Annotated in this window: 24 protein-coding genes; 15 read left to right on the top strand and 9 right to left on the bottom strand. The window is 70.9% G+C overall.

Features of this window, described 5'->3' with window-relative positions:
* Positions 1 to 32: 32 nt before the first annotated feature.
* Entirely contained in the window at positions 33 to 3,728 is a 3,696-nt protein-coding gene (locus tag ACQP2O_RS19025) for a BTAD domain-containing putative transcriptional regulator (protein ID WP_433186577.1), read from the top strand.
* A 3-nt stretch (positions 3,729 to 3,731) separates the two neighbouring features.
* Here the strand turns inward: ACQP2O_RS19025 and ACQP2O_RS19020 are convergent, their stop codons facing one another.
* Positions 3,732 to 4,442, bottom strand: a complete 711-nt coding sequence (locus ACQP2O_RS19020) for an alpha/beta fold hydrolase (protein ID WP_433186574.1) — start codon at positions 4,440 to 4,442, stop codon at positions 3,732 to 3,734.
* A gap of 152 nt (positions 4,443 to 4,594) precedes the next feature.
* Here ACQP2O_RS19020 and ACQP2O_RS19015 point away from each other — a divergent pair, with 152 nt between their 5' ends.
* Complete coding sequence (locus tag ACQP2O_RS19015) at positions 4,595 to 5,404, top strand: AraC family transcriptional regulator (RefSeq protein WP_433186571.1); 810 nt, start codon at positions 4,595 to 4,597, stop codon at positions 5,402 to 5,404.
* A 9-nt stretch (positions 5,405 to 5,413) separates the two neighbouring features.
* Here ACQP2O_RS19015 and ACQP2O_RS19010 read toward each other — a convergent pair whose 3' ends face one another.
* Complete coding sequence (locus ACQP2O_RS19010; RefSeq protein WP_433186569.1) at positions 5,414 to 5,977, bottom strand: TetR/AcrR family transcriptional regulator; 564 nt, start codon at positions 5,975 to 5,977, stop codon at positions 5,414 to 5,416.
* A gap of 77 nt (positions 5,978 to 6,054) precedes the next feature.
* Between ACQP2O_RS19010 and ACQP2O_RS19005 the strand changes: the two genes are divergently transcribed.
* Positions 6,055 to 7,290 carry an FAD-dependent monooxygenase gene (locus tag ACQP2O_RS19005; protein WP_433186566.1) on the top strand — a complete coding sequence of 412 codons (1,236 nt, stop codon included), beginning with the start codon at positions 6,055 to 6,057 and terminating at the stop codon, positions 7,288 to 7,290.
* 128 nt (positions 7,291 to 7,418) lie between these two features.
* Here ACQP2O_RS19005 and ACQP2O_RS19000 read toward each other — a convergent pair whose 3' ends face one another.
* Positions 7,419 to 8,342 carry a GNAT family N-acetyltransferase gene (locus ACQP2O_RS19000; protein WP_433191066.1) on the bottom strand — a complete coding sequence of 308 codons (924 nt, stop codon included), beginning with the start codon at positions 8,340 to 8,342 and terminating at the stop codon, positions 7,419 to 7,421.
* A 386-nt stretch (positions 8,343 to 8,728) separates the two neighbouring features.
* Positions 8,729 to 9,535, bottom strand: coding sequence for a hypothetical protein (locus ACQP2O_RS18995; protein ID WP_433186563.1), 807 nt, complete (start codon positions 9,533 to 9,535; stop codon positions 8,729 to 8,731).
* 194 nt (positions 9,536 to 9,729) lie between these two features.
* Between ACQP2O_RS18995 and ACQP2O_RS18990 the strand changes: the two genes are divergently transcribed.
* The 5 genes from ACQP2O_RS18990 (at position 9,730) to ACQP2O_RS18970 (ending at position 13,928) form a co-directional block, all read left to right on the top strand.
* Positions 9,730 to 10,959, top strand: a complete 1,230-nt coding sequence (locus tag ACQP2O_RS18990) for a cytochrome P450 (RefSeq protein WP_433186560.1) — start codon at positions 9,730 to 9,732, stop codon at positions 10,957 to 10,959.
* Between the two features lie 60 nt (positions 10,960 to 11,019).
* Positions 11,020 to 11,688: a class II aldolase/adducin family protein gene (locus ACQP2O_RS18985; RefSeq protein ID WP_433186558.1), complete on the top strand. Its 669-nt coding sequence runs from the start codon at positions 11,020 to 11,022 to the stop codon at positions 11,686 to 11,688.
* Complete coding sequence (locus ACQP2O_RS18980) at positions 11,685 to 12,626, top strand: carbohydrate kinase family protein (protein WP_433186555.1); 942 nt, start codon at positions 11,685 to 11,687, stop codon at positions 12,624 to 12,626. Before ACQP2O_RS18985 ends, ACQP2O_RS18980 begins: the two co-directional genes overlap by 4 nt.
* 89 nt (positions 12,627 to 12,715) lie before the next feature.
* On the top strand, positions 12,716 to 13,534 hold the full coding sequence (locus tag ACQP2O_RS18975; RefSeq protein ID WP_433186552.1) for a class I SAM-dependent methyltransferase: 819 nt from the start codon (positions 12,716 to 12,718) through the stop codon (positions 13,532 to 13,534).
* A gap of 118 nt (positions 13,535 to 13,652) precedes the next feature.
* Complete coding sequence (locus tag ACQP2O_RS18970; protein ID WP_433186549.1) at positions 13,653 to 13,928, top strand: isoamylase early set domain-containing protein; 276 nt, start codon at positions 13,653 to 13,655, stop codon at positions 13,926 to 13,928.
* 10 nt (positions 13,929 to 13,938) lie between these two features.
* Here the strand turns inward: ACQP2O_RS18970 and ACQP2O_RS18965 are convergent, their stop codons facing one another.
* On the bottom strand, positions 13,939 to 14,508 hold the full coding sequence (locus ACQP2O_RS18965) for a TetR/AcrR family transcriptional regulator (RefSeq protein ID WP_433186547.1): 570 nt from the start codon (positions 14,506 to 14,508) through the stop codon (positions 13,939 to 13,941).
* A 96-nt stretch (positions 14,509 to 14,604) separates the two neighbouring features.
* On the opposite strand from ACQP2O_RS18965, the gene ACQP2O_RS18960 reads away from it, so the two are divergent.
* Positions 14,605 to 15,516: a TIGR03620 family F420-dependent LLM class oxidoreductase gene (locus ACQP2O_RS18960; protein WP_433186544.1), complete on the top strand. Its 912-nt coding sequence runs from the start codon at positions 14,605 to 14,607 to the stop codon at positions 15,514 to 15,516.
* 255 nt (positions 15,517 to 15,771) lie between these two features.
* Here the strand turns inward: ACQP2O_RS18960 and ACQP2O_RS18955 are convergent, their stop codons facing one another.
* From ACQP2O_RS18955 to ACQP2O_RS18945, 3 genes are all read right to left on the bottom strand, one after another.
* Positions 15,772 to 16,992 (bottom strand): MFS transporter, encoded by a 1,221-nt coding sequence (locus tag ACQP2O_RS18955; RefSeq protein WP_433186541.1) that lies wholly within the window; start codon positions 16,990 to 16,992, stop codon positions 15,772 to 15,774.
* 236 nt (positions 16,993 to 17,228) lie between these two features.
* A complete protein-coding gene (locus ACQP2O_RS18950) occupies positions 17,229 to 18,071 on the bottom strand; it encodes an alpha/beta hydrolase (RefSeq protein ID WP_433186538.1) in 843 nt (280 codons plus the stop codon).
* 101 nt (positions 18,072 to 18,172) lie between these two features.
* The gene (locus ACQP2O_RS18945) at positions 18,173 to 18,577 is read right to left on the bottom strand and encodes a MerR family transcriptional regulator (protein WP_433186536.1); all 405 of its coding nucleotides are present in this window, start codon (positions 18,575 to 18,577) and stop codon (positions 18,173 to 18,175) included.
* Between the two features lie 64 nt (positions 18,578 to 18,641).
* Here ACQP2O_RS18945 and ACQP2O_RS18940 point away from each other — a divergent pair, with 64 nt between their 5' ends.
* Genes ACQP2O_RS18940 through ACQP2O_RS18920 form a run of 5 tightly spaced genes read left to right on the top strand, consistent with a single transcriptional unit; the run spans position 18,642 to position 21,065 of the window.
* Positions 18,642 to 19,850 (top strand): MFS transporter, encoded by a 1,209-nt coding sequence (locus tag ACQP2O_RS18940; RefSeq protein ID WP_433186533.1) that lies wholly within the window; start codon positions 18,642 to 18,644, stop codon positions 19,848 to 19,850.
* A gap of 60 nt (positions 19,851 to 19,910) precedes the next feature.
* A complete protein-coding gene (locus tag ACQP2O_RS18935) occupies positions 19,911 to 20,765 on the top strand; it encodes a helix-turn-helix domain-containing protein (protein WP_433186531.1) in 855 nt (284 codons plus the stop codon).
* Positions 20,762 to 20,863: a DUF397 domain-containing protein gene (locus ACQP2O_RS18930; RefSeq protein WP_433186528.1), complete on the top strand. Its 102-nt coding sequence runs from the start codon at positions 20,762 to 20,764 to the stop codon at positions 20,861 to 20,863. The genes ACQP2O_RS18935 and ACQP2O_RS18930 overlap by 4 nt, the downstream gene beginning before the upstream one ends.
* Entirely contained in the window at positions 20,860 to 20,961 is a 102-nt protein-coding gene (locus tag ACQP2O_RS18925; protein WP_433186525.1) for a DUF397 domain-containing protein, read from the top strand. The genes ACQP2O_RS18930 and ACQP2O_RS18925 overlap by 4 nt, the downstream gene beginning before the upstream one ends.
* On the top strand, positions 20,958 to 21,065 hold the full coding sequence (locus ACQP2O_RS18920; protein ID WP_433186522.1) for a DUF397 domain-containing protein: 108 nt from the start codon (positions 20,958 to 20,960) through the stop codon (positions 21,063 to 21,065). Before ACQP2O_RS18925 ends, ACQP2O_RS18920 begins: the two co-directional genes overlap by 4 nt.
* 22 nt (positions 21,066 to 21,087) lie before the next feature.
* Here the strand turns inward: ACQP2O_RS18920 and ACQP2O_RS18915 are convergent, their stop codons facing one another.
* Positions 21,088 to 21,348: an aldo/keto reductase gene (locus ACQP2O_RS18915; protein ID WP_433186519.1), complete on the bottom strand. Its 261-nt coding sequence runs from the start codon at positions 21,346 to 21,348 to the stop codon at positions 21,088 to 21,090.
* Between the two features lie 10 nt (positions 21,349 to 21,358).
* On the opposite strand from ACQP2O_RS18915, the gene ACQP2O_RS18910 reads away from it, so the two are divergent.
* Entirely contained in the window at positions 21,359 to 21,772 is a 414-nt protein-coding gene (locus ACQP2O_RS18910; RefSeq protein ID WP_433186516.1) for a hypothetical protein, read from the top strand.
* Positions 21,773 to 21,810: the final 38 nt, after the last annotated feature.

Raw genomic sequence — 21,810 nt, 5'->3', positions numbered from 1 at the left:
GGGCGGGGCCGTACGGGGTTATCGTGCGGCTCATGCGCTTTGGGATGCTCGGTCCCCTCTCCGTGTGGACCGACGACGGCCGCCCCGTGCCCGTACCCGGTTTGAAGGTACGGGCGCTGCTGGCCGACCTGCTGGTGCACGCGGGACGTCCGGTTCCCGCCGACCGGCTGATCGACGACCTTTGGGGCGACCGGCTGCCCGGGAATCCCTCCGGAGCGCTCTCGGCCAAGGTCTCCCAGCTGCGGCGTGTTCTGGAGGACGCCGAGCCGGGCACGCGGACGCTGGTGGTGTCCCGGCCGGCCGGATACCTCCTTCAGGTCGACGATGACCGGCTGGACGCGCACCGGTTCCGGTCACTCATTCGCCGGGCACGCGAGGCCGCCGAGCCGACCGCGACGGCGGCGGCCCTGGCGGACGCCCTGGCCCTGTGGCGGGGTCCGGCGCTCGCCGACTTCGCCGATGAGCCCTTCGCGCAGGCGACCGTCGCGCGGCTGACGGAGCAGTGGCTCACCGCTCTGGAAGACCACGCCGAGGTCCGTCTCGCCGTCGGGGAGCACGGCGCGCTGGTCGGCGAACTCGGCGACCTGCTGAGCGCGCATCCGCTGCGGGAGCGGCTGCGCGCCGCGCACATGCGCGCCCTGTACCGCAGCGGGCGGCAGAGCGAGGCCCTCGACAGCTACGACCGGCTGCGCACCGAACTGGCCGACGAGCTCGGGCTGGATCCAGGTCCGGAGCTGGTCGCCTTGCACCAGGCGATCCTCGAGCACGACCCCGCGCTGGAGGCGCCGCAGGCCCCTGGTGTTCCCGCCCGGCCACGGACGAATCTGCACGCGCCCACGACCGAGCTGATCGGCCGCGACGACGCCCTCGCCGCGGTCGCCGACCGGCTGGCGACCGACCGGCTGGTGACGCTCACCGGGCCGGGCGGTGTCGGGAAGACGCGGCTGGCGGTCGAGGCCGCCGCCCGGCTGGCGGACGGCTTCCCCGACGGCGCCTGGCTCGTCGAACTGGCGGGCCTTTCCGGGTCGTCGGCGTCGGCGGCCGCCCCGGTGGACGCGCCGGCCGACGCGGTGATGCGCGTCCTCGACATCCGCGACGCCGCGGGCGAGGGCGGGCCCGTCGCGCCGGTCGACCGCCTCGCCGACGCCCTTTCGGTGCAACGGCTGCTGCTGGTGCTGGACAACTGCGAGCACCTGATCGAGCCGGTGGCCGAGCTGGCGGATCGGCTGCTGCGGGCGACTCCGGGGCTGCGCGTGCTCGCGACGAGCCGGGAGCCGCTCGGGCTGACCGGCGAGGTGGTGTGGAGCGTTCCGCCGCTGGAGATCCCCGCCCGCGCCGACGAGGTGGATCCGGCGGCGCTGGCGCGGTCGAGCGCCGTCCGTCTCTTCGTGGACCGGGCGACGGCCGCCGCGCGCGGGTTCCGGCTCGACGTGGAGACCGCTCCGGCCGTCGCGGTGCTCTGCCGGCGGCTGGACGGCATCCCGCTCGCCCTCGAACTGGCCGCGACGCGGATGCGTGCCCTCGGGGTGCACGGCCTGGTGGCCCGGCTGGACGACCGGTTCCGGTTGCTGGCCACCGGTCATCGGGGTGCTCCGCAGCGGCAGCGGACGCTGATGGCGATGATCGACTGGAGCTGGGAGCTGCTGTCCGAACCGGAACGCACGGTCCTGCGCCGGCTCTCCGTCCAGGCGGACGGGTGCGCGCTGGAGGCCGCCGAAGCCGTCTGCTCCGGAGCCGGCCTGCCGGCGGAGGAGGTGCTCGACCTGCTGGTCCGCCTGGTCGATCGCTCCCTCGTCGTGATGACGGAGCACGGCGACGACGGGCCTCGCTACCGGTTGCTGGAGTCGGTGGCCGCCTACTGCGCGGACCGCCTGGAGGAGGCGGGCGAACACGAGCCGGTACGCCGCCGGCACCGCCGGTACTACACGGCGCTGGCCGAGCGCGCCGAGCCGCACCTGTACGGGCACGACCAGGCACGGTGGCTGAGCGTCCTGGACACCGAGGCCGCCAACCTGCGGACGGCGCTCGACGACGCGGTGGCCAACGGCGACGCCGAGTCGGCGCTGCGGCTCGTGAACGCCCAGGCCTGGTCCTGGTTCCTGCGCGGCCGACTGGCCGAGGCACGGCGATCCCTCGAGGCCGCCCTCGCACTCCGCGACGGCCCGGCGCGCATCTCCGAGCAGGCTCGCGCGCTCAGCGGCGCCCCGACGCAGGCTCGCGCGCTCAGCGACGACCCAGCACCCTCCGAACACGCTCACACGCTCAGCGGCACCCCACCAGACGCCCCCACGCAAGCACGCACACTCAGCGACGACCCAGCACCCTCCGAACACGCCCGCACACTCAGCGGCACCCCGCCGAACACCCCCACGCAAGCACGCACACTCAGCGACGACCCAGCGCCCTACGAGCACGTTCGCGCGCTCGGCGGCGGGCCGGAGCTCGCCCCCGAGCAGGCCGTCGGCGACGCCCCGCCGTACGCCCCTGGGCAGGCTGTCGGCTGCGCCATGCCGTACGCCCCTGGGCAGGTCGTCGGCGATGGGCCGGCACTCGTCCCGGAGCAGGCGCGGTGTCGTGCCATGGCGCTGGTCTGGCGCGCCGGGATGGCCCTCCTGCAGGGCGACCGTACCGACTGGGCCGTCCGTCGGCAGGAGGCGCTGCGGTTGTTCGAGGACGCCGACGCGCCGGCCGCGCTGGCCCGCGCCCGGTGGTTCCTGGCCTTCACCGCGGGCGAGGTCGAGGACCTCGCCGCCGGTGCGGCGCTGCTCGACCAGGCCCTCGAGGGATTCGACGCGACCGGCGACCGGTGGGGCCGGGCCGCGGTCCTCATCCTCCGGGCCAAGTACGCGCACGCACACGGGGACCCCGCCCTGTTGGAGAGCGAGGTCGAGCGGGCGGCGCGTCTGTTCGCCGAGGTCGGCGACCGCTGGGGGCAGTTGCAGGCGGCCGAGTGGCTCGGTGCCCTGGCGGAGTTGACCGGCGACCACGAACGCGCGGACCGCCTCCAGCGCCGGGGGCTGGCCGCGGCCGAGGAGCTCCGGCTCTGGCCCGACGTCGCCATGCGGCTGGCCTGGCTGGGCTGGAGTGCGATGATGCGCCGCGCGTACCCGTCGGCGCGGGAGTACGGCGAGCGGGCGCTGCGGCTCGCCGTGGAGCAGGGTAATCAGCCGGCCGTCGTGTTCGCCCGGATCACCGTGGGCCTCACCGCGCTGCGCGAGGGTGATCTGGACGTCGCCGAGGAGCACCTGGAGACGCTGCTGCGGGCCGTGCCCCGGGACACCGAGGCGGTGCCGCCGCCGCATCTGCCGCTCCTGCAGATGGGCCTCGGCTACGTGGCCGAGCGTCGCGGGGACGCCGCCACGGCGCTGGCGTTCCACCGCGATGCCCTCGTCGCCGCGCTCCGGATGGAGGCTCCCCGCGACACGGCAGGCGCCCTCGAGGCCGTCGCGGGTGCACTGGGACTCGCCGGTCACCCCACGCCGGCCGCCCGTCTCCTGGGCGCGGCGGCCGCGGTGCGCCGGTCGTCCGGGCTGGCCGCCGGACCCGTCGAGCGCGACGACATCGACCGCGCCACGGCCCGGATCCGCGCCGCGCTGCCGGAGGCGGCGTTCGCCGCCGCGTACGACGAGGGCGGTTCCGCGTCACCGACGGACTGCCTCGAGGTCGTCGCGATGGACGGCTTCACCGGCTTCAAGACCGCCACCGCGGAGCAACCCTCGACCATGTGACCTTCAATGGCAAGCCTGTCGGCCGTGCGTCGACGCATCCGCGATGCGTTCGCCGAGCAGTAGTGCGGCGACCGACTCCGGGGCCTCATGCATTGCGTCGTGGCCGGTTGGGAGGTCGTGGACCTGCCACTCGGGATCGGCTTGGAGTCGGGTGCGGAGTTCGGCGAACGGCGTCCGGTCCTCCCATCCCGAGCAGTAGATGAACTCCCGGCGGGGGACCTGGGCGTGCGTGCCTGTGAGCCGGATCGTCTGCAGGAACGAGGCGAGGGGGTGGGGACGGCGGCGGGGATCGCCGCCGTCCGGCGGTCGGACGGCGTATCCGGTAGTCGCGGCGCCGGCAGCGAACGCTTGTCGGTAGCGCTCGGTCGTCGAAGACCAACACGACTCGCCATCGCGCGGTACGTAGGCGTCGAGATGCACCAGTCGTGAGATCCGGCCGTCGGCGCGGTCGGCTGCGGCAGCGATCACCATCCCGCCGTAGCTGTGGCCGACCAGCGTCGCGCCGGTGATGTGGGCGCGATCGAGGAGCCGCAAGACGTCGTCGGCGTGCGCGTCGAGGTTGGCGGTCGCGACCGTCGCGTTGTCGTCGTCCGGCCGCAGACCGGTCAGGGTCAGGGCGTGAACGGCATGACCGGCACGCTCCAGCAGCGGAACCACCGCCTCGAACGACCAGGAGCCGTGCCAACCGCCGGGCACGAGGACGAACGTCGCCATGCGTTTTCTCCCTCTCTCAGGCCGCGGCATCGAGGCACGCTGCCTCGATGACATGTGGTTCGGTCGGGCGCTCTACCCGGCTGAAGACCACTTCGCATGGAGGCAGTGTCGCCAGATCAAGGCGTGGCTTGCCACCGGTAGGATGCCAACCGATGCTCGTTCCCCGCCAACCTCGCCGGATCGCCGGTGTGACGTCACACGTGTGGCCGTCCGGCGGGCGCCACCTCTGGCCGTCCGGCGAAACAAGCGCGGTGCAGTCGCACGCACGGGGACACCTGGTATACGCGGCCAGCGGCGTCTTGGCGGTTCACACCGAGCGCGGCACGTCGATCGTTCCCGCCAACCGGGTCGCCTGGACTCCCGCCCGGTTCACGCACTATCACCGCGCCCACGGCGATACCGATATGCGGATCGTCTTTCTCGCGCCGTCCCTCGCCCGGCTCATACCAGACCATCCCGCCGTGTTCCTGGTCTCCGACCTCGCCCGCGAGGTCCTGCTCGCCCTGACCGGCCCCCGCAACTACGACGACGCCGCGCCTGGCTACAGCCGCTCCGCGCGCTCTCGCCTCCTTCGAGTCCTCGTCGATGAACTCCGCGAAGCACACGAACAGCCACTGCACCTGCCGGAGCCACGGGACGACCGACTGCAGGCCATCGCCCGGATGCTGTACGAGAAGCCGGCGCACAACGCCACGCTGGCCGAACTCGGGAAGACGATCGGAGCCAGCACCCGAACCCTCAGCCGGCTGTTCCGCGACGAACTCGGCATGACCTTCTATGAGTGGCGCACGCAGCTACGCATCCACCACGCGCTCGTGCTCCTCGCCGACGGCCACGACACCGTCCACACCGCCCACGCCTGCGGATGGGCCAACCCCAGCAGCTTCATCGCAGCGTTCACCAACATCATCGGAACGACCCCGGGCCGCTACCGAACCAGTCGCCAGACCACCGCCCGGTGAAGAGCCTGATCACGCCCTTCGCCGGGCTTCGCGCCGCGGCTCGATGCCCAGGGCCGCGCAGGCGCCGTCCACGGCCGCCCGGCAGAGCTCGTCCTTCGGCAGGTCGGCGAACTGGAGTGTGCAGTCCTGGAGGCCACCGAAGGCGATCACGGCCCGGGTGGCCTGCTCCAGCGTGGGTTCGGGGCCGTGCAGCAGCTTCACCAGCCGCCCGCGCCAGTCCAGCACGAGGTCGATCAGGCCTAGGTCGGCGAGCGTGGTCAGCTCGCTGAGCATGAGCACGATCTCTCTGCGGTGGCGGTAGTGGAAGTCGAAGTATGCCTCCAGCAGGGCGCGGGGCTCGACCTCGCCCAGCGCCTCCTGATCCGCCAGGAACGCCTCTTCCTCGTCGATGATCGGCTGCACGATGCTGCGGACCAGTTCCTCGCGTGAGGAGAAGTGGTAGTAGAGCGCCGGCTTGGTGATGCCCAGCCGGTCGGCGATCTCCTGCAGGCTGGTCCGCTGCACCCCCTGCTGCGCGAAGAGCTCGCGGGCGACCTCCTGGATCCGCTGCTTGGTGTCAGAGGGACGAGGCATGCCGTCAGCCTATCTGACTTAACGGTAGGTAAGTAATGGGCGTATCCTTACCTATCGTTAAGTAAGGAGGCATGCTCATGCGGATTCTCATCTCCGGCGCCAGCATCGCCGGTCCGGTGTTGGCGTACTGGCTCACCAGGCACGGCTTCTCCGTCACCGTCGTCGAGCGCGCGCCGGCTCTGCGCAAGACCGGCGGCCACGCGGTCGACCTGTTCCGGCCCGCGATGAACATCTCGGAGAAGATGGGCGTGCTCCCGCGCGTCGAGGAGCGAGCCACCGGCACGAACCGGATGACCCTCTACCGGGAGGGCGCACCGCGTCCCGTCCGGGCGGACCTCTCCAAGATCTTCAGCGCCACCTCCGACCGGCACGTCGAGATCATGCGCGACGACCTGAGCGAGATCTACTACGACGCCACGCGCGACGACGTCGAGTACGTCTTCGGCGACTCGATCACCGCGATCTCGCCCGACGGCGAGGTACGGTTCGAGAACACCGCGCCGCGCCGGTTCGACCTCGTCGTCGGCGCGGACGGGCTGCACTCCACCGTGCGCCGCCTCGTCTTCGGCGACGAGTCCCGCTTCAGCGCCTTCATCGGGGCCTACCTCGGGGTGCTGACCCTGCCCAACACCGCCGGCCTCGACGGCGAGCTCCTCATCCACGTCGGCGTCGGCCGCACCGCCGGCATGTACGGCGCGCGGCACCTCGGCGACGCGCGGGCGTTGTTCCTGTTCCGGAGCGAGCGCGAGCTCGACTACCACCACCGGGACGTGGCCCGGCAGAAGGAGCTGCTGCGCGGTGCCTTCGACGGCATGCACGCCGACGTGGACGGCTGGCTGGACGCGCTCGACCGCACCCCGGCGTTCTACTTCGACTCGATCACCCAGCTCCGCATGGACACCTGGTCGCGAGGACGGGTGACGCTCGTCGGCGACGCGGGCTACTGCCCCGGCCCGGCCGTCGGCGGCAGCACCAGCCTGGCCGTCGTCGGCGCGTACGTCCTCGCCGGGGAGCTGGCGCGGGCGGGCGGCGACCACGAGCGCGCCTTCCCCGCCTACGAGCGCGCGATGGCGGAGTACGTGCGCGGCAGCCGCGCGGTCGCGCTGAGCGCGGCGAAGACCCTGATCCCCACGTCCCGCCTCGGCGTGTCGGGACTGGTCCAGGGCGCCCGCCTGATCTCCGCCCTGCCCGCGCGGCCCAGCCGCGCCCTCGTCCGCCTCACCACCAAGAGCGCACGCCTCTACAACTCCATGACCGTCGACGACTACCCGCCGTCGCCCGCCGCATCAGGAGGCGGCCTCAGGGTGGAGTGAGGATTACTCGCCGCCCTGCTGCCGGCCCGGCCTCGTTCTCGGCTTGCCGGAAGCATTCTTCGAACCGCCGCACCCCTCCTGGCCTTCGCCGCGATCCCGGAAACGGACAGCGCCCCTGTGGTCGTGCGTCAGTCCCAGGTCATGTTGATCTCGCGTTCGAAGTTGACGTATCCGGCTCGCTCGAAGGCGTCGGCCATCGGCGTGTTGCCGAGGTCCGTCGAAGCCCGGACGCGGGGAACGTTCTCCGTGGCGAGGACGCGGGTGCCTTCGGCGAGGATGTCGTCGATGTAGCCGTTGCCGCGGTGTTCGGGCAGTACCGCGATGTAGGCGATGATCGGGTTGTAGGCGTTGCGGGCCGGGATCACGAAGCCGACGGGTTCCCCGCCGGGCAGGATGGCGACGCGCCACCAGCCTCGGGGGCTGGTGTAGCGCGCGAACTCGTCCTCGTAGTGGCGGGTCGCGGCCTGGTGAGGCGACATGCGGGTCAGGTCGTCGCGGCCGTGGGCGTCCAGCGTCCCGTCCAGGACCGAGACCATGAGACCGAGGAGTTCCGCACCGTCGTGAGGGGTGCGGAAGGCGAGACGGCCGCTCGGGTCGGGCAGCGTGGTCCCGGGGCGCCATTCCAGGCGGAGCCGCTCGACGAACAGCCGGGCGCCGGTGCGCTCCACGATCGTCATGCGGTCTTGGACGGCGCGGCCGGTGGCGGCGCCGTCGCGCCAGTCGGGCGGAACGAACCGGCTGTACTCCGGCCGGCGTGCCCCGTCCGGGAGGACGGCGGCCGTCGCCGTACGCAGGAGCCGCTCACCGACCTCGACACGGGAACGAGCGGGGAGGCCGTCGTCGATGTCCAGGATGTCCAGCAGGTGCGGGGTGTCGCGTCCCGGCCGAGCCCACCAGGCGATCCTGGCCAGCAGCCGGTCCCTGTGCAGGGCCACCCACATCCACTCCGCCCGTCTGCGGCCTTGGGCGAGGTCGTCCGGCAGTTCCTCGTTCAGGACGTAGGGCAGCCGGCAGAAGAGGTCGAGTTCGTCGCGCCCGGCGATCGGGCGCATGGTCACATTCAGCGCATGGTCACATTCTTCAGCTTGTTCTTGCAAGGAACCCTGGGTGTTCACGCCCGGGAGGAATCACATTTTGGGCCCCGGACCGCGTAGCGGTCCGGTAGTCTCCTCATATCCGTTCGTGAGCCTTTCTGTAAGGCACGAACCGGCTTCCGGGGATACGGCTTAGATGGCACTGACCGGACGGATATCGCCGGGGATTCCCCGGCGTGGGGCCCTGTCAACGGTCCCGCGCTGCACACATGTGGCGGATGTGACTCCGGGCCCGGCAGCCAGCCGCGCAGGAGAGCATGAATCGGTGTGGCCGACTGAGCCAACAGCTCGGTCGTTCGCGGCCGAGAAGTTGACTTCCACGGTCGAAGCACGCTCCGGGCGGCTCACGTCGCCCGGGGTTCGGCCGTCCGGCGGGCCTGGCCGAGCAGCGCGAGCGCGCGGGCCGTCTCGGTGGCGGTGAAGGGCAGCCCTGGCCGGTGCAGCCGGATCCGGTCCCCCGACGGTGCGGTCAGGGACAGGGTCTCGCGACCGTCGTGGTCGCCGGCGTCGGGGACGAGGCGCGCCTCCAGCAGTGCCGCGAGGGCGACCGGCAGCCGGTCCGGGTCCTCGCCGGCCCACGACGCCAGCAGGAGGGCGCGGGTGACCGGGTCGACCAGTTCGCGCATGGTGGCCGGGCGGGCCCGTACCGACCGGCCGCCCGCCGCGGTCAGCGCCTCGACCAGGGTCTCGGCCCGTACGGGCTCGGGCAGTTGGACGTGGAGTTCGTCGACGGTGCCGTCGGTGTCGGGCTGGGTGCTGAGCGACATGATGTTGCCGCCGATCGCGGCGGTCGCGGCGGCCAGCGCCGCCAGCTGCCCCGGCGTCTCCCGCACCCGCGCCCGTACGCGCCACAGGCGGGCGGCCGGGACCACGGTCTCCGGCACGGGTCGGGATCCGGACGAGTGACGCCGGTGGGTGAGCCAGATGTGCGCCGTCACGATCGCGCACAGGACGCCGCCGAGCGCGATCAGCATCAGCGCGCCGGACTCGCGGTGGCCCAGCGCCGTGGAGAACAGGTGGGCGATGCCCGCCGCCACGAACAGCGCCGCGAACTCGACGGCCTCGCGCCGCCAGGCTCGCGTGCCGTGGCCGTGGGGGGCGCCGACGCCCGGATGGTCGATCGAGCGGCCTTTCCTGAGCTTCAGTCCCATGGCGACCACTCTGCGGAGCCCGCGTTGCGTCGCGTGATCGCCGCTGTGACGCCGCGGTAACCGGAACCGCCTTTTTGTATACGGGCGGAAAAACCCGACGGAACACGACTCTCCGGCTCCGGTGACAGATACATCGACCGTGACTTACCGTGGGCGTCAGTAGATCCGCTGACGTCGATCTCGGGGCGGTGGCCATGACGTACGGTGCGGACCTCGCGCGGCTCGACTTCTGGGCACGGCCCCCGGCCGAGCGTCATCAGGCGTTCGCGAAGCTGCGGGCGGCCGGGGAGCCGGTCTTCGTCGAATATCCCCTGCCCGGACAGCCGGTGAACGGTTTCTACGCCCTCACCCGCCACGCGGAGATCCTCGAGGTCAGCCGGAACCCTCAGGTCTTCAGTTCCGAGCCGACCGCGACGAGTCTCGACGACCCGCCGTCCGAGCTGCGTGACTACGTCGGCTCCATGATCAGCCTGGACGATCCGCGGCACGCGCGGATGCGCCGCATCGTCTCGCGCGCCTTCACGCCCAGGATGGTCAAGAAGTTCGAGGACGACGTCTCCCTGATCGCCGCCCAGATCGTCGACGGCTTGGCCGAGCGCGGCCCCTGCGACTTCGTCGCCGACGTGGCGATGCCACTGCCGCTCACGATCATCTGCGCGATGATGGGGATCCCGGAGTCGGCGTACGGCGACGTCATCGACGCGACCAACGTCATCATCGCGATCGGCGACCCCGAGTACGTGGGACCCGACGGGCAGGACCGGGTCTCGGTGCTCATCGAGAAGTTCTCCTTCCTGCACGCCCTGATGGGCGAGCTCGCCCAGGCCCGGCGCGCGAATCCGTCCGACGACCTGGTCACCGCGCTCGTCCATGCCGACGTCAACGGAGACTTCCTCACCGAGCGCGAGCTGGGGAAGTTCTTCGGGCTCCTCGTGGTCGCCGGCAACGAGACGACCCGCACCGCGCTGTCCCACGCCCTCACGCTGTTCACCGACCACCCCGACCAGCGGGCGCTGCTCCTGGACGACCTCGAGGCCCGCCTCCCGGCTGCCGTCGAGGAGGTCGTCCGGTACGCCACCCCGGTCACCTGGATGCGGCGCACCGTCACCCGCGACGTGGAGCTTCTCGGGCACACCTACCGGGCCGGGGAGCGCGTCGTCCTCTACTACAACTCGGCCAACCGGGACGAGGCCGTCTTCGACCGCCCCGACGTCTTCGACATCACCCGTACCCCCAATCCGCACGTCGGGTTCGGCGGGCCGGGCCCCCACTTCTGCCTCGGCGCGCACCTGGCCCGGCGTGAGATCACGGTCCTGCTGCGGGAGCTGTTCACCCGGCTTCCCGGCATCCACACGACCGCCCCGCCGGTCCGGCAGCGTACGAGCTTCGTGAACGGGATCAACCGGCTGCCCTGTGCCTTCTGACCTCCACCGCCAGAAACTGAACGTGACTTTGATTCATGTTCGGCATTAGCCTTCGGTCCCATGGCGGACCTGGAACGGCAGCGACGCTCGGTGGCCGCGGCATGTCACGACCTCGCCCGCGAAGGGCTGCTCATCGGTACGGCGGGCAATGTGAGCGTGCGTTCGGGTGAGCACATCGCCGTCTCCGCGACCGGCGTCGTCCTCGGACATGCCACGCCGGATCAGGTGACCGTGGTGGATCCGGACGGCGGCGTGGTCGCCGGTGACCTGGAGCCGACCTCCGAGCTCGAACTGCACCTCGGCGTCTACGAGCGGTACGGCGCGGGCGCGGTGGTGCACACGCACTCGCCGCAGGCCACCGCGCTGTCCCTGGTCCTGGACGAGCTCCCGTGCGTGCACTATCAGCAGTTGCAGCTCGGCGGATCCGTACGGGTGGCGCCGTTCGCCGTCTTCGGCACCTCGGAACTCGCGGAGCTGGTGCTGACGGCGCTGGAGGGCAGGTCGGCGGCCCTCATGGCCAACCACGGTGCGATCGCGCACGGCCCGACGCTGGACAAGGCGGTGGAGAACGCGCTCCTGCTCGAGTGGGCGTGCGGCGTCTACCTGCGCGCCGCCACGATCGGCACGCCCCGGGCACTGAGCACCGGCCAGCAGGCCGCCGTGATCACGGCGGCGCTGAACCGCGGCTACGGCAAGACCCGGCGGATCGACAAGGAGAACGCCCGATGACGCAGACGATCATCACCCTCGGCGCACACGTGTTCGACGTGCAGGTCCGCCCGGTCGAGGCCATCCCGGAAGGGCAGGGCGCGGCACTCGTCGATCAGATCCGCTTCAGCCCGGCGGGAACGGCCGCCGGAACCGCGGTCACCCTGGCCAAGCTCGGTGCGACGGTCCGCACGGCGGGGGCGGTCGGCGCCGACCCGATCGGCGACCTGCTGCTGACCATGCTCGCCCGGTACGGGATCGACACGTCGCTGGTGGTGCGCCGCGACACCGTGCAGACCTCGGCGTCGGTGCTGCCGATCCGCCCGGACGGCAGCAGGCCCGCCTTCCACGTCCTGGGCGCGAACATCGCCTACGGCAGCGACGACGCCCCGTACGCCGAGATCGCCGCCGCCACCCACCTCCACCTGGGCGCGCCCGAACTCATGGGCGGCGAGAACGCGGCGAAGATCCTGGCCGCCGCGCGGTCGGCCGGCGTGGTCACCTCCGCCGACCTGCTCGCTCCCGGCGATCCCGGGTTCCTCGACACGATCGCACCCGCGCTGCCGGGCCTGGACCACCTGCTGCCCAATGACGAACAGGTCCTCGGCCTCACCGGCGCGGCCACGCTCGAGGACGGCGCTCGCGCGCTGCTGGACCGGGGCGTCGGCTGCGTCGCGGTCACCCGGGGAGCGCGCGGTGCGCTGGTGATGACCGCCGACGAGAAGTTCGAGGTGCCGGCGTTCGCCGTCGAGGTCGTCGACACCACCGGCTGCGGCGACGCGTTCTCGGCCGGGTTCCTGCGCGGTGTCGGCCTCGGCCGTCCGCTGCGGGAGGCCGCCGTGCTCGGCTGCGCGGCGGCGGCGCTGGTGGCCCAGGGGCTCGGCAGCGACCACGGGGAGTTCGATCTCGCCGCGGCCGACGCGTTCGCCGCACACGCCCGCCCCCTGAACGCACATTGAGACACTTCCAAAGTTTCACGAATCTGTGAATTCAATGTAGGTTCTGAACCGTACCCGCTGTCGAGGTCGGCGAAGGGACGGGACCTGCCGTGACGACCGAGAAGATCGCCCTGTCCGGCGTGCAGGAGACGATGCTGGCGACGCTGTACGGCAAGGCGATGGAGAGCCGGTCCGCCGATCCCATCCTCGTCGACGAACAGGCCGAGCAGGCGGTCGACCGGATCGACTACGACTTCTCCCGCCTGAAGGTGACCCGGAACACCGCCGTCTCCGCCACCGTCCGCTCGCGGTACCTCGACGACTGGGCACGGAACGCCCTGGCGGAACTGCCCGACGCGACCGTGCTGCACCTGGGCTGCGGCCTGGACTCCCGGGTGTACCGGCTGGATCCGCCCCGGACGGCCCGCTGGTACGACGTCGACTATCCCGATGTGATCGCGCTGCGGCGCCGCCTGTACCCGGAGCGGCCCGGCTACCACCTGATCGCGTCCTCCGTGACCGATCCGGGCTGGCTGACGGAGGTGCCCGCCGACGGGTTCGCCGTGGTCATCGCCGAAGGGCTCACGATGTACCTCACCCAGGAGGAGACCAGGGACCTCTTCGAGCGGCTGACGCACCACCTGCCCGGCGGCGTGCTCATGTTCGACGCGTGGAACTCACTCGGCATGCGGGCCGGCGCCCGCCAGGGGGTCATCAAGGCGTCCGGGGCGAAACTGGGCGGATGGGGCATCGACCACCCTCACGACGTGGAGGCCCTCGTGCCCGGTCTGGCGTTCGTCGCCGAGCAGACGTTCTTCGACATCCCCGAACTCGACCGGTACGGCCGGCCGGTCCGGCTGGCCTGCCGCGCGATGAACCACATCCCGGCCATCCGGAACATGGGACGGCTCCTGCGATACCGCTTCTGACCCGCCCGGCGCGACCTGCGTGAATTCTGGGTTACACGCCGTGTCGTCCGGTCCGCCCGATTCCGGCCGCGCCCAAGCTGGGACCGATCTCACGGTCCCCCCTCCACGAGGAGCCCCGATGCTCAGGCGCTCACGGCTTTTCGGTCGCAAGACCCGCGTCACGTTCAGTCTCCCCCTCGACCTTCCCGACGGTGTCGTCAGCGTGGTCGGCGACTTCAACGGCTGGGAGCCCGGCCGTCACGAGCTCGTCCGGCGGCGCAACGGCACGCGCAGCGTCTCGGTGACCCTCTCCCCCGGCGTCCACCGGTTCCGCTACCTGGCCACGGGCGGCGTGTGGTTCGACGACGACACCGCCGACCGCACCGACGCGCACGGCTGCCTGATCGAGGTCTGACCCCGTCCCGTCATCCGCGCACCGCGTCGAGCACGACCCCGAGCAGCCGGTCCGGCTGCTCGGGGTCGTCGTCGTTCCGGGCGGTCGCCAGGGCTATTCCGACGACGAGCTGGATCAGGTCCTCCGGCGACAGGTCGGCGCGGGCGGTCCCCGACTCCTGGGCCCTGCCGAGCAGCGCGGCGGCCGCGTCGCGGATGCGCCGGTGGCAGTCGACGCCCGTACCGTCCAGAATCAGGGCGCTGCCGAGCCCCTGGTTGACGCGCGCGTGCACGAGGAACAAGCCCATCCATTCGGTGAGGGCCTCGTACGGGGCGTCGGCGGCGATGAGCCGCTCGGCGTGCCCGCACAGCGTACGGATCCGATCCTGGAGGACCGCCCCCAGCAGCGCCTGGCGCGTGGGGAAGTGCCGGTAGAGCGTGCCGGGTCCGACGCCGGCCCGCCGGGCGATCTCGTTGAGGGACGCCTCCGGCCCCGCCTCGGCGAACGCCTCCCGGGCCGCCGCGACGATCCGCTCCTGGTTGCGGCGCGCGTCCGCCCGCAGCGGGCGTTCCGTGACCGCCCGGCCGTTGCCCGTCGCCATCTCTGATCCTTTTCCGGTAGCCAAGTGGAGAGGTTCTCCGTATTCTAGCCCGCAATGAACCGGAGAGGTTCTCCGGTAAGCCTGTGAGGAGTACGGATGACGGACGACGCACGCCACGGACTCGGCCGGGTCGGAGTGTGGACCATGGCCTTCGACGGGCAGCCCGCCGGACGGGTGCGGGAGGCCGCCGCCGAGATCGAGGAGCTCGGCTACGGCGCCATCTGGCACGGGGAGGCGTTCGGCCGCGACAGCGTGGGCCAGGCGTGGTTGCTGCTGTCCTCGACGCGACGGATCACCGTCGCGTCGGGCATCGCCAACATCGCCTTCCGCGACCCGATCGCCATGGCGACCGCGGAGCGCACGCTCGGCGACGCCTTCCCCGGCCGCTACCTGCTCGGCCTCGGCGGCCACCGGGTCGACGACACGGTCCACAAGCTCGACGGCTATCCCATGCCCGCGCGCGGCCGGGCGGTGGCGACCATGCACGCGTACCTCGACTCCATGGACGCGGTCCCGCACCACGGCCCGGTCCCGGACCCGGCGCCGCGCCGGGTGCTCGCGGCGCTCGGACCGAAGATGCTGGCACTCTCGGGCGAGCGCACCTGGGGCGCCCACCCGTACTTCGTGCCCGTCGAGCACACCGTACGGGCCCGGCAGATCATGGGCCCGTACGCCTTCCTCGGAGTCGAGCAGGCGGTGGTGCTGGACACCGACCTCGGCCGGGCCCGCGAGCTGGCGAGGGCCCACGTCGGCGCCTACGTCACGATGGCCGCCCACCAGGAGGCGAACGTCCGGCGGCTCGGCTTCGGCGACGAGGACATCACCGGCGGTCCGAGCGACCGCCTGGTGGACGCGATCGTCGCGTACGGCGACGTCGAGGTGGTCCACGAACGCGTACGGCAGCACCTCGACGCCGGCGCCGACCACGTCTGCCTGCAGGTCCTCACCGCCGACCCGACCGCCCTGCCGCTCCCCGAATGGCGCGAGCTCGCCGCCCTCGCCCACTGACCGCTCGTCCGGCGTCGAACGCGTGAGGGCGCCTCCCCGGTTGCGCTGCACGGTCCGCCTCCACCGCACGCCCGTGGTCCACCTTGGGATGCCGACGGCTCCTCCGCCGCGTAAGGGCGCCTCCCCGGTCGCGCTGCACGATCCGGTTCAACCGCATCCCGTGGTCTGCCTCGGGATGCCGACGGCTCCTCCGCGGCGGCCGGCGAAGCAGGCGTCATGAGCGCTGTCCTCCGACGGCCCCTGGGCGATCTGGCGCTACTCGCCCATGCGCCCGTGACCGGTACCGCTTCCCTTCGGCGCCGCGGAAGGCCATCGTGCCGAGAGGAGGGCCACGGCGAGGTAGGTGCCGACCAGCAGCGCCAGGGCCGTACGCAAGGTGGTGGCGTCGGCGAGGCCGCCGATGAGGGCGGGGCTGAGGATGAAGGCGCTGTAACCGGCCGCGGTGGTCGTCGCCACCGCCTCACCGGCACGGCCGGGTGCGCCGCGTCCGGCGAGCGACAGCGCGGTCGGGACGATCGGGGCGACGGCCAGGCCCGTGACCAGCAGGCCCGCGATCGCCGGAGCGGCCCCCGGCGCGCCGACGGCGCAGGCGATTCCCGCGGAGGCGAGGAGTCCGGCGGCGAGCAGTACCCGGCGTTCTCCCCATCGCCGCAGCAGGCGGGCGGCGACGAGCCGGCCGAGGAGCGATGCCAGGTGGTAGCCGCCGATGCCCATTCCGGTGAGCGCGACGCCGGCGGAGCGGGCCTGGCGCAGGTAGATCGCCAGGAAGCTCTCCAGCGCGCCGTCTCCGAAGAAGGTCACCGTCACCACGGCGATGGCGAGCCCGACCGCTGGGATACGCCATACGCCCTGCCTCCGGTGACCGGGATCCTCGCCGCGCCCGGCTTCGCGCCACGGCGGCAGAGACGCCCTGCGCACCGTCAGTCCGGCTGCGGCGAGGACACCCGCGAGGAGGAGGTAGACGACACGAAACCCGACGCCGATCGAGAGCAGCGATGCACTGAGGGCGGCGCCCAGCAGCGCCCCGAGACTGAACCCGGCATGCAGCCCGGTCATGACCTGGCGGCCGTAGATCCGCTCGTAGTCGGCGCCGACCGTGTTGGCCCCGAGATCAATAAAGCTCACCATCAGGCCGTACAGGACGAACATCGCGACCAGGGTGTCCGCTGAGACGACCCACCCGAGCAGCGCGAAGGCCGCTGCGGTTCCGGTGAGTCCGGTGAGGATGATCGGGCGGCGCCCGACCCGGTCGACGAGACGTCCGCCACCGAACAGGGTGATGACCCCGGCGGTCGCGGCGGCGGTCACCGCCATGCCCAGAGTGCCCGGCTTCAGGCGCAGGGCGGACGCCAGCTCGGCCAGCTGAACCGCCCAGACCCCGACATGGAAGCCCAGGACCAGGAAGAGGCCGGCGGCGAGAAGGTAATGGCGTTGCCGCGTGGACAGGCGGCAACGCGAGACAGGAGGAAACGACAAGGATGACTCCAGCAAGGAGGCGGGACAGGGACCGCGTCCAGGCAGCACGAAACGGCCGGTGGTACACCGGCCGCGCTGTCATCGAGAAGAGTGGACGCGCGGGCTCACCGCGCGCGGGCTGTCTCCCCCTCGCCCAGCTCTCCCTCTTGTTGCCGAGTCACGAGCCGCACCTTAGCCGACCGATCCGCCGGCGCAACCGCTTATCGCGCGGCTTGACGTGGTGCGGAGAAGGCCGGCTAACGCACGGAGCAGATCGCGGATCCGATCACGGACGTCACGGCGTCCGGATGCGAGATGAGCGTCAGGTGAGAGCCGCCGTGGAACTCGGTGATCTTCGAGTGCGCCCGGTGGGCCATGGACCGCTCCGAGGCCGGAGTGATGATCCGGTCGCCGGTGCTGATGAAGTACCAGGACGGGATCGTCTTCCACGCCGCGGCCTTGGACGGCGTCGTGAACGCGCTGGTCGACGCGGCTCGCTGGGTGGCCCACAGGCGTACGGCGGTGTCCTGCGGCAGATCCTGGGCGAACGAGTGGACGAAGACGTTCTGCTTGAGGTACAGGTCGGTCGCTCCCTGGGGTGCTCCCGGGTAGGACACCTTGTCGTAGAGGGTGGCCGCGTCCTTGTTGAGGTCGGAGTCGGAGCCGCTGAGCCCGCCGGTGGTCTCCCCGATGTCCGGCGCCGCGGCGTCGACGTACACGAGGGCCTTGACGTTCGGCACGCCCGCGGCGGCGTTCGTGATCACCGAGCCTCCGTAGGAGTGTCCGACGAGCACGATCGGGCCGGAGACGGTCTTCAGGAAGTAGGCGACGGTCGCGGCGTCGCTGGTCAGGTTCCGCAGCGGATTCGCTATCGCCCGCGCGTCATAGCCCGCTCGCCGCAGAGCGTCCACCTCGCCGTTCCAACTCGAGGTGTCGGCCCAGGCTCCGTGGATCAGGACGACCGTCGGCCTGGACCGGGCCGGCTGCCGACAGGGCAGCGGCGGGGTCGAGGCCCGCGTCGTGGCCGCCTGGGCGTCGACCGCCGACGGCGCCCCCACCGACGCGGCGACCACGGTGAGCGCCGCCGCGAATGTGATCATTCGCCCGCCGGGTGAGCGTCTCAGTTGTCCCGTCATCAAGGCGTGATGCCTCGAACGATGGCGCGATTACCTCAACTCGGGCTAAAGGCCCGTTCGATCGGTCAGTCGGCGGGCCGTGGGCCGGTGGTCGCGGCGACGGCCGACGGGACGTCGCCTCGTACGGCTTCGAGGTATTCGGCGATGGCGTCCCGGTTGCGGGTCAGGCACTCGATGCGATCGGTCATGCGGTCGCGTTCGCGCTCCAGGGTGCCGATCATCTCGGGGGTCGCGTCCGGGAAGTGGATGGACCGGGGCTTGTCGAGGCACGGCAGGATCTGCTTGATGATCCGGGTCGGCAGCCCGGCGTCGAGCAGGCCCCTGATCTGGACGACCCGGTCGACGAAGCGTGGATCATAATCGCGGTAGCCGTTCGCGCAGCGCTCGGAGACGATCAGGCCCTGCTCTTCGTAGTAGCGCAGCAACCGCCGGGACGTGCCCGTGCGCTCTGACAACTCGCCGATGCGCATGTGCGTCACCTCATAGGGCCCCGGATTGACCTTCACATCTATGTGAAGGTTTGAGCATACGGGCATGGCCCTGAGCAACACAGAGCGACCTGTCCACTCACCTGCCGACGACCGCCGACTCCCCCTGTCCGCGCTGCTGGCGCTGGCGACCGCCGTCTTCATCACCAGCCTGACCGAGACCCTGCCCGCGGGCCTGCTGCCCGCCATGAGCGCCGACCTGCAGGTCAGCGAGTCCGCGACCGGACAGCTGGTGACGATCTATGCGCTCGCCACGGCGCTGACCGCGATCCCCCTGACCGCCGCCACGGCGGGATGGCGGCGCAAGCGTCTGCTGTTGTCCGCGATGGCGGGGTTCGGCGTCGCCAACACGGTCACGGCCCTCTCGGCGAACTATCCCCTCACCATGGCGGCCCGGTTCGTCGCGGGAGTGGCTGCGGGCCTGGCCTGGGCGCTGCTGGCCGGATACGCACGCCGCCTGGCCCCCGCCCACCTCCAGGGCAGGGCCCTGGCCATCGCGATGGCAGGCATCCCGATCGCGTTGTCGCTGGGAGTGCCCGCCGGGACCTTCCTCGGCAAGGCGCTGGACTGGCAGACGGCGTTCCTGAGCATGACCGCGCTCACCGTCGTCCTCCTCGCCTGGATCGTCGCGGCCGTCCCCGACCACCCGGGCCGCCGGCAGAACGACCGGACCCCCGTCCTGGCCGCACTGCGCGTCCCCGGCGTGACACCGGTCCTGTTCGTCACGCTGGTGTTCGTGCTCGCCCACACGATCCTCTACGCGTACATCGCGACCTTCCTCGACCGGCGCGGCATGGGCGGCTCCACCGACCTGGTACTGCTGGTGTTCGGTGTCGCCTCCATGGTGAGCATCTGGGTCGTCGGCGCGCACATCCACCGCCGGTTGCGAACCCTCACCATCGCCGCCACCCTCCTCGTCGTCGCCGCGGGCGCCGTCCTGGCGCTGTTCGCCGGAAGCCCCGCACTCGTGTACGGCGCGGCGGCGCTGTGGGGGCTCGGCTGGGGAGGCGTTCCCACCCTGCTACAGACCGCAGTCGGCGACGCGGGCGGCGACCAGAGCGACGCCGCACAGGCCATGCTCGTCACCCTGTGGAACGTCGCCATGGCCGGTGGCGGAATCATCGGCGGCATCCTCCTCGACCACTTCGGCCCGGGATCGTTCCCGTGGAGCCTTCTGCTGCTCCTGGCTCCGGTCCTGCTGGTCGTCGTCGCGGCCCGCACCCGCGGCTTCCCGGCGAAACGCCACACCTCCTGAACGTTCACCCTGCGCGACTTTCCGTATTCGATTCGGCGCGGACGGTGACATGCTGGGCAGATGCCCTTCGCGAAAGCGCCCTCCGTACGCCTGCGCCGGATCGGATCGGCGCTGCGCAAGGCCCGTGAAGAGAACGGGATGACCGTGGACACGGCCTCCCGCCGCTACGGTCGTTCCACGGGCTGGCTCAGCACGCTCGAGAACGGCCTGCACCCCGTCGACCCGCAGGAGCTCGCCGACCTGCTCGACTTCTACGGCGTCCCCGAAGGCCCCCTCCGCGAGTCCCTCATCCACCTCGCCAAGCACGATCCCGGCAAGAACTGGCGACGGGCAAGAGAGGGGTGGATCTCTGCTGCCGCACTCGACCTAGCCAGCCTCGAGGAAGACTCCGCGTTGATCCGCAACTTCGAACCAAGCGTCATCCCTGGTCTTCTTCAGACCGAGGAGTACGCATGGGCCTTGATGAAGGCGGGCCTACGTAGCCCGGCGAGAAACAACTCCGAACTGGTGAGGTTCCGGATGGACCGCCAACGGGTTCTCACCCGACCGGACTCACCTCGCTTCGAGGCAGTCATCGGCGAGGCCGCTTTAAGACAGCAGGTCGGCGGCACGCCTGTCATGCGCAAACAACTCGGGCGTCTTATCGAGAAGCATGGGTCAGGCCGAATCGCAATCTATGTACTTCCGTTTTCCGCTGATGCCCATCTCGGCATCGCTGGGTCGTTCGATCTCTTGACACTCCGACCACCAGGGGAGCTGACGGTAAGCTTGGTGGAAGACTTCACGCAGAGCGACTTCGTCGAGAACGAGAGCGAAGTCGCCACCTTCGAGAGGATATTTGGCTACTTCAAGGACGCTTCCCTGGATGAAAGGTGTTCGCTTCGACTCATCGAACAGATACTGTCGGCGACATGAGCAGCTTTCATCTGGCCGATGCAGTCTGGCGCAAGAGCGTTCACAGCGGATCCGACGAAGGCAACTGCGTCGAGGTCACCGTGGTCTCCAACACATGACCGGCTCAGCTCCATCCGGAGAGACGTGGAGAAAGAGCACCTTCAGCGGCTCGAACGAAAGCGACTGCGTCGAGGTCGCCGTGGTTTCCCGCAGATGACCAGCTCAGCTCCAGGCCGAGAGCCCTGGCAGAAGAGCACTTTCAGCGGATCCGACGAAGGTAGCTGTGTCGAGGTCGCCATCGTCGAGGCAAGAGCGGAATGATTTCACCAACATCGCTATGGGATTAACGGGTGACTCTGGTCGACAGGTCGGCGAGGCGTTCGGTCTCCTCGTTGGTCAGCGCGACCTTCATCGCGCCGGCGGCCTCCTCGGCGTGGTGCGGTTTGGAAGCGCCCGGTGTGGCGACGACGGTGTCGCCGTAGTAGGTGATCAGCCACGCCAGCGCGACCTGACCGACCGTGGCCTGGTGCGCGTCGGCGATCCGGCGTAGTTCGTCGATCAATGGAGCAGTGCGATCCAGCGTCTTGCTGGATATGCCGGTCATCATTCGGCGCATGCGTGGCAGAGAGTCACTGCTGCGAGGTCTGGCGGAGGTCGGGATGGCGGAGCTCGTGGAGGCGTTGGCCGCCGCGAACCTCGACGAGCTTCCGGCCGACCGGGCGATCGCCAGGATCATCGCCGTCTTCCTGCGCGAGGGCGCCAAATACGCGGCGGTGATCAGCCAGGCCGACGAGTACTGCGACCCTGCCGTCATGGAGCGCACGATCAGGCCCATCCGCGAGGTCATGGCCCGCGGTGTCCGCGACAAGGTGCTTCGCGACGACCTGCGCGGTGACGTCGTATTTCAGATGTTCTCCGCGATCGTGGAACGTGCGCTCTGGTTGACGGTCGGCGATGTGATGACGCCCGAGGAGGCCGCCGAGGCTGCCGCGACGATGTTCCTCAACGGCGCGCGGAAGCCCGGTTAGTTAGGTTCGGAGCATGGAAGGTGCGTTTCCGCCGTGTC

Origin of the sequence: Actinoallomurus sp. CA-150999 (assembly GCF_050942425.1) — a bacterium.
GTDB lineage: Bacteria > Actinomycetota > Actinomycetes > Streptosporangiales > Streptosporangiaceae > Actinoallomurus.
This window is presented reverse-complemented; position numbering and strand designations above follow the sequence as displayed.